General features: G+C 57.8%; 7 protein-coding genes. 2 read left to right on the forward strand and 5 right to left on the reverse strand.

Translation table 11 applies throughout. The features are described 5' to 3' along the window. Nucleotides 1-104 precede the first annotated feature (104 nt). From ACRC4F_RS17290 to ACRC4F_RS17310, 5 genes are all read right to left on the reverse strand, one after another. Nucleotides 105-1,598: an acetyl-CoA hydrolase/transferase family protein gene (locus ACRC4F_RS17290; protein ID WP_438660446.1), complete on the reverse strand. Its 1,494-nt coding sequence runs from the start codon at nt 1,596-1,598 to the stop codon at nt 105-107. A gap of 180 nt (nt 1,599-1,778) precedes the next feature. After that, the gene (locus ACRC4F_RS17295; protein ID WP_438660447.1) at nt 1,779-3,215 is read right to left on the reverse strand and encodes an NAD(P)(+) transhydrogenase (Re/Si-specific) subunit beta; all 1,437 of its coding nucleotides are present in this window, start codon (nt 3,213-3,215) and stop codon (nt 1,779-1,781) included. Beyond that, nucleotides 3,215-3,538 (reverse strand): NAD(P) transhydrogenase subunit alpha, encoded by a 324-nt coding sequence (locus ACRC4F_RS17300; RefSeq protein ID WP_007947884.1) that lies wholly within the window; start codon nt 3,536-3,538, stop codon nt 3,215-3,217. Before ACRC4F_RS17300 ends, ACRC4F_RS17295 begins: the two co-directional genes overlap by 1 nt. A gap of 15 nt (nt 3,539-3,553) precedes the next feature. Further along, nucleotides 3,554-4,675, reverse strand: a complete 1,122-nt coding sequence (locus ACRC4F_RS17305) for a Re/Si-specific NAD(P)(+) transhydrogenase subunit alpha (RefSeq protein WP_438660448.1) — start codon at nt 4,673-4,675, stop codon at nt 3,554-3,556. Nucleotides 4,676-5,109: 434 nt separating this feature from the next. After that, nucleotides 5,110-6,009, reverse strand: a complete 900-nt coding sequence (locus ACRC4F_RS17310) for a LysR family transcriptional regulator (protein WP_438660449.1) — start codon at nt 6,007-6,009, stop codon at nt 5,110-5,112. Nucleotides 6,010-6,166: 157 nt separating this feature from the next. Between ACRC4F_RS17310 and ACRC4F_RS17315 the strand changes: the two genes are divergently transcribed. Further along, nucleotides 6,167-7,348 carry an acyl-CoA dehydrogenase gene (locus tag ACRC4F_RS17315; protein WP_010465741.1) on the forward strand — a complete coding sequence of 394 codons (1,182 nt, stop codon included), beginning with the start codon at nt 6,167-6,169 and terminating at the stop codon, nt 7,346-7,348. A 13-nt stretch (nt 7,349-7,361) separates the two neighbouring features. Continuing rightward, entirely contained in the window at nt 7,362-8,582 is a 1,221-nt protein-coding gene (locus ACRC4F_RS17320) for a CaiB/BaiF CoA transferase family protein (protein ID WP_438660450.1), read from the forward strand. The last annotated feature ends 233 nt before the right edge of the window (nt 8,583-8,815 follow it).

Consider the following 8,815-nt stretch of genomic DNA (forward strand, 5'->3'; position numbering starts at 1 on the left):
ATACTGTAGGAAAAGACCGGTACAGCAGTACAGTTTTTCACGGAATGAAAAGAGATAAGTAGCAGCTGACGCAATTGTGTTTGCGTCAGCTGTTTTATCGGTGATCAGACCGCCAGCATTCTCCCGGTCTCTTCCAGGTTCATGTGCCAGCTCAGGGCATCGCGCAAGATATGTGGGGTGTGCCCGCCCAAGGCGCAAGCCGCCGTGAAGTAGTCATCCAGTGCCTGGCGATAATCCGGGTGCACACAGTTATCGATGATCACCCGCGCCCGCTCCCTTGGCGCCAGACCACGCAAATCGGCCAGACCGATCTCCGACACAAGGATGTCGACGTCATGCTCGGTATGGTCGACGTGGCTGACCATCGGCACCACGCTGGAAATCGCGCCACCCTTTGCGATCGATTTGGTCACGAAGATTGCCAGGTGCGCATTGCGCGCAAAGTCACCGGAACCGCCAATGCCATTCATCATCCGTGTGCCGCAGACATGGGTTGAATTGACGTTGCCGTACAGGTCGAATTCCAGCGCCGTGTTGATGCCAATGATACCCAGGCGACGCACGACTTCAGGGTGATTCGAGATCTCCTGCGGCCGCAGTACCAGTTTGTCCTTATAACGATCGAGGTTGCCGAACACATCGGCATTGCGCCGGCTGGACAAAGTGATCGAACTGCCCGAGGCAAAACTCAGCTTGCCGGCGTCGATCAGGTCAAAGGTCGAGTCCTGCAGCACTTCGGAGTACATGGTCAGGTCTTCGAAAGGCGAGTCGATCAAGCCGCACATCACCGAGTTGGCGATGGTGCCGATACCGGCCTGCAACGGGCCGAGCTTGTTGGTCATGCGCCCTGCGGCCACCTCTTGCTTGAAGAAGTCGATCAGATGATCGGCAATGGCCTGAGTATCGACGTCCGGTGGCAGCACAGTGGACGGCGAGTCGGACTGATTGGTGATCACGATCGCGACAATCTTTTCCGGCGGAATCGGGATGGCGGTGCTGCCGATGCGATCGTCGACCTTCACCAGCGGAATCGGCGTCCGGGTCGGGCGGTAGGTCGGGATATAGATGTCGTGCAAACCCTCGAGGTTCGGGTTGTGCGCCAGATTGATCTCGACGATCACGTGTTTGGCGAAAATCGCAAAGCTGGCTGAGTTACCCACCGAAGTAGTCGGCACGATATGGCCCTGCTCGGTGATCGCCACGGCTTCAATCACGGCGATGTCCGGCAGCTTGAGCTGCTGGTTGCGCAATTGCTCCACGGTTTCCGAGAGGTGCTGGTCAATGAACATGACTTCGCCGGCGTTGATCGCCCTGCGCAGCGTGCTGTCGACCTGGAATGGCATGCGCCGTGACAGTACGCCGGCTTCGGTAAGCTGTTTATCGAGGTCGTTGCCCAGGCTGGCGCCGGTCATCAGGGTGATTTTCAGCGGGGTTATTTTGGCGCGTTCGGCCAATGCATGGGGCACGGCTTTGGCTTCACCAGCGCGAGTGAAACCACTCATGCCGACGGTCATGCCGTCCTGAATCAGAGCAGCAGCATCAGCGGCGCTCATCACCTTATCCAACAACGAAGGCAAGCGAATACGATCACGGTACATGGATGGTTATCTCGGGTAACGGAAGCAAGGTAAGCAGTCTAGTGATTTGAAAAAAATCCGTCCCGCTACCATGGTCGAATGCAGACCCCTGATTTAGAGCCTTTGGTCGGGTTTCACGGGGAATAAAAAAACCCCAGCCTACTAAAGGCTGAGGTTTTGGGTATTGCGTTGGAGCAGGTTTTACTCGATGGCTTTGACCATGTCTTCGATGACTTTCTTGGCGTCGCCGAAGACCATCATGGTTTTGTCCAGGTAGAACAGTTCGTTGTCCAGACCGGCATAGCCGCTGGCCATCGAGCGCTTGTTGACGATCACGGTCTTGGCTTTATAAGCCTCGAGGATCGGCATGCCGGCAATCGGCGATTTCGGATCGTTCTTCGCCGCCGGGTTGACCACGTCGTTGGCGCCGAGCACCAGCACCACGTCGGCCTGGCCGAACTCGGAGTTGATGTCATCCATCTCGAACACCTGCTCGTAAGGCACTTCGGCTTCGGCCAGCAGGACGTTCATGTGCCCTGGCATCCGGCCGGCGACCGGGTGGATCGCAAACTTCACGTTGACTCCCCGGTGAGTCAGTTTCTCCGCCAGCTCCATCAGCGAGTGTTGGGCGCGTGCCACCGCCAGGCCATAACCCGGAACGATGATCACGGTGTCGGCGTTGGTCAGCAGGAAGGTCGCGTCGTCAGCCGAACCGGATTTCACCGGACGTGCCTCTTTCGAACCCGCCGGGCCAGCCGCATCCGCGGTGTTGCCGAAACCACCGAGCAGTACGTTAAAGAACGAACGGTTCATCGCCTTGCACATGATGTACGAGAGGATCGCACCGGAAGAACCCACTAGCGAACCGGCGATAATCAGCATCGAGTTGTTCAGCGAGAAGCCGATACCTGCCGCTGCCCAGCCGGAATAGCTGTTGAGCATCGACACAACCACCGGCATGTCCGCGCCGCCGATCGGGATGATGATCAGCACACCCAGCACGAAGGCCAGGGCCAGCATCAGCGCGAAGGCACTGAGGTTGCCGGTGAGCATGAAGGTGATGCCCAGAGCCAGTGTCGCCAGACCCAGCACCAGGTTCAACTTGTGCTGGCCACCGAACTGTACCGGTGCGCCCTGGAACAGGCGGAACTTGTACTTGCCCGACAGTTTGCCGAAGGCGATCACCGAACCGGAGAAGGTGATTGCACCGATGGCCGCGCCCAGGAACAGCTCCAGACGGTTACCGGCAGGAATCGCATCACCCAGCTGTTTAACGATGCCCAGCGATTGCGGCTCAACGACAGCCGCAATCGCGATGAACACCGCGGCCATACCGATCATGCTGTGCATGAAGGCGACCAGCTCCGGCATCTTGGTCATTTCAACGCGCTTGGCCATGATCGAACCGGCAGTGCCGCCGACCAGCAAACCAACGATGACGTAACCGATGCCGGCGGTTGCCAGTTCAGCGCCGAGCTTATAGATGAGGCCCACGGTGGTGAGAATCGCCAACGCCATGCCGAGCATGCCGTACAGGTTGCCGCGACGGGAGGTTGTCGGGTGGGACAAGCCTTTGAGGGCCTGGATAAAGCAGATCGACGCGATCAAGTAGAGCGTCGTTACAAGGTTCATGCTCATTACTTCGGCGCCTCTTCTTTTACGACTTTCGGGGCTTTTTTCTTGAACATCTCAAGCATCCTGCGGGTCACCAGGAAACCACCAAACACGTTCACGGCCGCCAGAGCCACCGCCAGTGTGCCCATGGTCTTGCCCAGTGGCGTCACGGTCAAAGCCGCGGCAAGCATGGCGCCGACGATGACGATCGCCGAGATCGCGTTAGTCACCGCCATCAGCGGCGTGTGCAGTGCAGGCGTAACGTTCCAGACCACGTGATAACCGACATAAATCGCCAGCACGAAGATGATCAGGTTGTAGATACCGGGGGAGATAAGCTCTTCCATCGTCTGAATCCCTGCTTAGGCGTTTTTGCGGATGACTTGGCCGTCGCGGCACATCAGGCACGCGGCGACGATGTCGTCTTCGAGGTTGATCTCGAACTGGCCTTCTTTGTTGAAGACCAGCTTCAGGAAGTCCAGCAGGTTGCGTGCGTACAGGGCCGAAGCGTCTGCCGCAACTGCGCCGGCCAGGTTGGTCGGGCCGCAAATGGTCACGCCATTTTCGATCACGACCTGATCAGCAACAGTGAGCGGGCAGTTGCCGCCCTGGGCTGCCGCGAGGTCGATGACCACCGAGCCTGGCTTCATCTGCGCCACGGTTTCCGCGCTCAGCAGCGTCGGTGCCTTGCGGCCCGGGATCAGTGCGGTGGTGATGACAATGTCAGCCTGCTTGGCGCGTTCGTGCACGGCCAGGGCCTGACGTTGCATCCAGCTGGCGGGCATTGGCCGGGCGTAACCGCCGACACCGACAGCACATTCGCGCTCTTCATCGGTTTCGTACGGCACGTCGACAAACTTGGCGCCCAGAGATTCGATCTGCTCTTTTACCGCAGGACGCACATCAGATGCCTCGATCACTGCACCCAGACGTTTCGCCGTGGCGATCGCCTGCAAACCCGCAACGCCAGCGCCCAGAATCAGCACGCGCGCCGCTTTCACGGTGCCCGCAGCCGTCATCAGCATTGGCATGAAACGAGGGTAATGGTGAGCGGCCAGCAACACGGCTTTATAGCCGGCGATGTTCGCTTGGGAGGACAGCACGTCCAGGCTTTGAGCGCGGGACGTGCGCGGAGCCGCTTCCAGCGCGAACGCTGTGATGCCGCACTCAGCCAGCTTGGCAATGGTTTCATTGCTGAACGGGTTGAGCATGCCCACCACAACGGTGCCGCTCTTAATCAGCGTCAGCTCGCTGTCGCTGGGGGCGACCACCTTGAGAATCAGCTCGGCACCGAACGCATCGTTGGCGCTGCCAATAGTTGCGCCTGCCGCTTCATAGGCACTGTCGACAACGCTGGCGTTAATGCCGGCGCCGCTTTGCACAGTGACCTTATGACCCTGGCCGATCAGCTTCTTGATGGTTTCCGGGGTTGCAGCAACCCGTGTTTCACCCGTCTGGGTTTCGAGAGGAACACCAATGTGCACGTCAAATCTCCTGCGTGATCTTATTGAGTAAACCCAGGCACTTCGGATGGTGCGGCTGGGGCGGCCGATCAGCACGATCCCGCCAAATCTGGGCGGGGCGCGGCATTTTGCAGGCGAACTTTGTGCCCTTCAAGGGATTATGACGGGTGACGGAAAATTAACTACAAGTCACCCCGTGACCGAATGTCGCAACCGACCGCCTCAATCCCTTGCAGGCCGTGCCTTGTAAGGATTTTGGCCGAAATTCAAGAATTTACACATCGGCCCGGTGAATGAAGCGTCATTGCGGGTGAATAGAGGCTCAAAGCCATGCCGGCAGGCGCTTGTGGGACGTTTGTACTGCTTGTTGGTACAGTCTGCGAATTGCGACAAATACTTATATCTGTAGGGCTTTGATTTTGCTGACTACGGGGTCAGTTAACCGCTTGAGGCCTTCATCCTTCTAGGCTGTAGCCTTGTGCCTGGTTGACCAGCCAATCACGAAATGCCCGTAAAGAAGCCGATTCTACCTTTCGCTCCGGAATCATCAGGTAATAAGCCTTGATGCTCGAAAGTGCTTGGGGGTTAGCTATCACCAGGCGTTTCTCCGCCAGTTCGCGTTGAATCAGGAATGGCGGAATCAGCGCGATCCCCATGTCGTGCATCGCCGCTTGGGCAAGCATGGAGAATAGCTCGTAGCGCGGTCCTGTCATGTCACGTGGGACATTTAGGCTCTGAAAGTTGAACCATTGACGCCAGGCATAAGGGCGCGTGGTCTGTTGCAGCAAGGGCAATTCGGCAATTTCGCCGGGCGTCAGAATGGTTTTTTTACCCAGTAGCGTAGGGCTGCACACCGGCATCGGATTTTCGCCCATCAGCCTGTGGGATTCGGTACCCGACCAATCCGCATCACCGAAGTAAATAGCAGCATCAAAGTCGGTGTCGGCAAACAGGAAGGGGCGCGTGCGGTTTGTGAGGTTGACCGTCACCTCGGGATGTTTGTGCTGGAAGTCCTTGAGCCGTGGCAGCAACCACTGAGTACCGAAGGTCGGAACCACGGCCAGTTCGATCACGTTGGCGCCTTGTTGTCCCATCACAGACAAGGTGTCCCGTTCAACCGCATCGAGTTGGGTGGCTACTCGGCGGCTGTAGGAAAGGCCGGCTTCTGTCAGCTTCACTCCGCGCCGCGAGCGTCGGAAGAGTTCGACGCTGAGGAACTCCTCCAGGCTGGCTATCTGTCGGCAAATGGCCCCTTGGGTGAGCGAAAGCTCTTGCGCCGCTTTGGTAAAGCTTTCGTGGCGCGCTGCCGCTTCAAAGCTGATCAGGGCGGTGGTGCTAGGGATTTTCCGGCGCATGTACTTCAACCTCACTAATGCATCGCGTAAAGGCTATCTCGCGACGTTACGGAGTGAGAAATTAGCACAACAGTATGCAAAATCCTCGTTTGCCGTAACGGCGAACCGGGCCTAGGATCAGTCCACGTTATTTGACCCGATTCGAGAGGACACACTCATGGGCGGTAAAGCTAGCTTCAACTGGATCGATCCCCTGCTGCTGGATCAACAGCTCACCGAAGAAGAACGCATGATCCGCGACACTGCCGAGCAATTCGCTCAGCAGAAGCTTGCACCGCGTGTTCTTGAAGCTTTCCGCCATGAAAAGACTGATCCGGCGATCTTCCGTGAGATGGGCGAAGTGGGCCTGTTGGGTGCGACCATTCCCGAGCAGTATGGTGGCAGTGGCCTGAACTACGTCAGCTACGGGCTGATCGCTCGTGAAGTCGAGCGTGTCGACTCCGGCTATCGCTCGATGATGAGTGTGCAATCCTCGCTGGTCATGGTGCCGATCAACGAATTCGGTACTGAAGCCCAGAAGCAGAAGTACCTGCCGAAACTGGCCTCGGGCGAGTGGATTGGCTGCTTCGGTCTGACAGAGCCTAACCACGGTTCTGACCCGGGCGCGATGATTACTCGTGCACGCAAAGTGGAAGGCGGCTACAGCCTGACCGGCAGCAAGATGTGGATCACCAACAGCCCGATCGCCGATGTGTTCGTGGTTTGGGGCAAGGATGATGCGGGCGACATCCGTGGTTTCGTTCTGGAGAAAGGCTGGAAAGGCCTGAGCGCTCCGGCGATTCACGGCAAGGTGGGTCTGCGTGCATCCATTACCGGCGAGATCGTCATGGACAACGTGTTCGTCCCTGAAGAGAACATCTTCCCTGACGTCCGTGGTTTGAAAGGTCCTTTTACTTGCCTCAACTCCGCGCGCTATGGCATTTCCTGGGGCGCACTGGGCGCAGCAGAGTTCTGCTGGCACACCGCACGCCAGTACACCCTGGATCGTCAGCAGTTCGGTCGTCCATTGGCCGCTACTCAGCTGATCCAGAAGAAGCTTGCCGACATGCAAACCGAAATCACCTTGGCACTGCAAGGCTGCCTGCGTCTGGGTCGAATGAAAGATGAAGGCACAGCGGCAGTCGAGATCACCTCGATGATGAAGCGCAACTCCTGCGGCAAGTCCCTGGACATCGCGCGCATGGCGCGTGACATGTTGGGCGGCAACGGCATTTCCGATGAGTTCGGCGTCGCTCGCCACCTGGTCAACCTGGAAGTGGTGAATACCTATGAAGGTACGCATGACGTCCACGCACTGATTCTTGGTCGTGCGCAGACCGGCATCCAGGCGTTCTATTAATAGGAGAACGTCCATGGGCGCGCTTTCGCATCTACGGGTACTGGATTTATCGCGAGTGCTGGCCGGACCTTGGGCCGGGCAGATCCTTGCGGACCTTGGCGCCGAAGTGATCAAGGTCGAGCGTCCGGGCAATGGCGATGACACGCGCGCCTGGGGGCCTCCCTTCCTGAAAGACGCCTATGGCGAGAATACCAGCGAGGCCGCCTATTACTTGTCGGCCAATCGCAACAAGCAATCGGTGACCATCGACTTCACGCGGCCGGAGGGGCAAAAGCTGGTGCGTGAACTGGCGACCAAATCGGACATCCTGATCGAGAACTTCAAGGTCGGTGGCCTGGCGGCTTATGGGCTGGACTATGAGTCGCTTAAGGACATCAATCCGAATCTGATTTATTGCTCGATTACCGGGTTTGGCCAGACCGGGCCTTATGCCAAGCGTGCGGGTTATGACTTTATGATCCAGGGCCTTGGTGGGTTGATGAGCCTGACAGGCCGACCTGAGGGAGACGAGGGTGCGGGTCCGGTGAAAGTCGGTGTTGCGCTGACTGACATTCTGACCGGGCTCTATTCGACGGTGGCGATCCTTGCTGCGCTGGCTCATCGGGATCATGACGGTGGCGGTCAGCACATCGACATGGCGTTGCTGGATGTTCAGGTGGCATGCCTGGCCAACCAGGCGATGAACTATCTGACGACGGGCAATGCACCCAAGCGCTTGGGTAATGCTCATCCGAACATCGTGCCGTATCAGGATTTTCCTACGGCGGATGGTGACTTCATCCTCACCGTGGGTAATGACGGTCAGTTTCGCAAGTTTGCGGAGGTGGCCGGGCAGCCTCAGTGGGCGGATGACCCGCGTTTCGCGACTAACAAGCTGCGGGTGGCGAATCGTGCGGTGCTGATTCCGCTGATCCGTCAGGCGACGGTCTTCAAGACCACAGCTGAATGGGTGCTGCAACTGGAGCAGGCCGGCGTGCCGTGCGGGCCTATCAATGACTTGGCCCAGATGTTTGCCGATCCTCAGGTCAAGGCGCGTGGGTTGGCGATCGAGCTGCCCCATGTACTCGCAGGGATGGTGCCTCAGGTGGCTAGCCCTATTCGCTTGTCGAAGACGCCGGTGGAATATCGGAATGCACCACCCTTGTTAGGCGAACATACGCTGGAGGTTCTACAGCGGGTGTTGGGGCTGGATGCTGATGCGGTCGCCGCTTTCAAGGTTGCGGGGGTGCTCTGACGATCTCTTCTATATAGAGGAGTGATTTTGCTCCTCCTATATAGAAGGGAAGCGGTCTGTTTTCGACTTTCCGCAAGTTATTGATAGAAAAGCCAAATTAAGGGTTGACGGCAGATTCTGGAAGTCTATAATTCGCCCCACTTCCGGCGCAGTCGAAACGGAAAACTCCTTGGTAAACAAAGAGTTACGCAGTTTTCGACAGCGAGTTGCTTCAGGTCATCGAAGCCCAGAAG

The organism is Pseudomonas sp. (assembly GCF_051660785.1).
GTDB lineage: Bacteria > Pseudomonadota > Gammaproteobacteria > Pseudomonadales > Pseudomonadaceae > Aquipseudomonas.

Coding starts and splice junctions, on each gene's coding strand:
- ACRC4F_RS17290 (WP_438660446.1), bottom strand. CDS start 1,598: ATGTACCGTGATCGTATTCGCTTGCCTTCGTTGTTGGATAAGGTGATG.
- ACRC4F_RS17295 (WP_438660447.1), bottom strand. CDS start 3,215: ATGAGCATGAACCTTGTAACGACGCTCTACTTGATCGCGTCGATCTGC.
- ACRC4F_RS17300 (WP_007947884.1), bottom strand. CDS start 3,538: ATGGAAGAGCTTATCTCCCCCGGTATCTACAACCTGATCATCTTCGTG.
- ACRC4F_RS17310 (WP_438660449.1), bottom strand. CDS start 6,009: ATGCGCCGGAAAATCCCTAGCACCACCGCCCTGATCAGCTTTGAAGCG.
- ACRC4F_RS17315 (WP_010465741.1), top strand. CDS start 6,167: ATGGGCGGTAAAGCTAGCTTCAACTGGATCGATCCCCTGCTGCTGGAT.
- ACRC4F_RS17320 (WP_438660450.1), top strand. CDS start 7,362: ATGGGCGCGCTTTCGCATCTACGGGTACTGGATTTATCGCGAGTGCTG.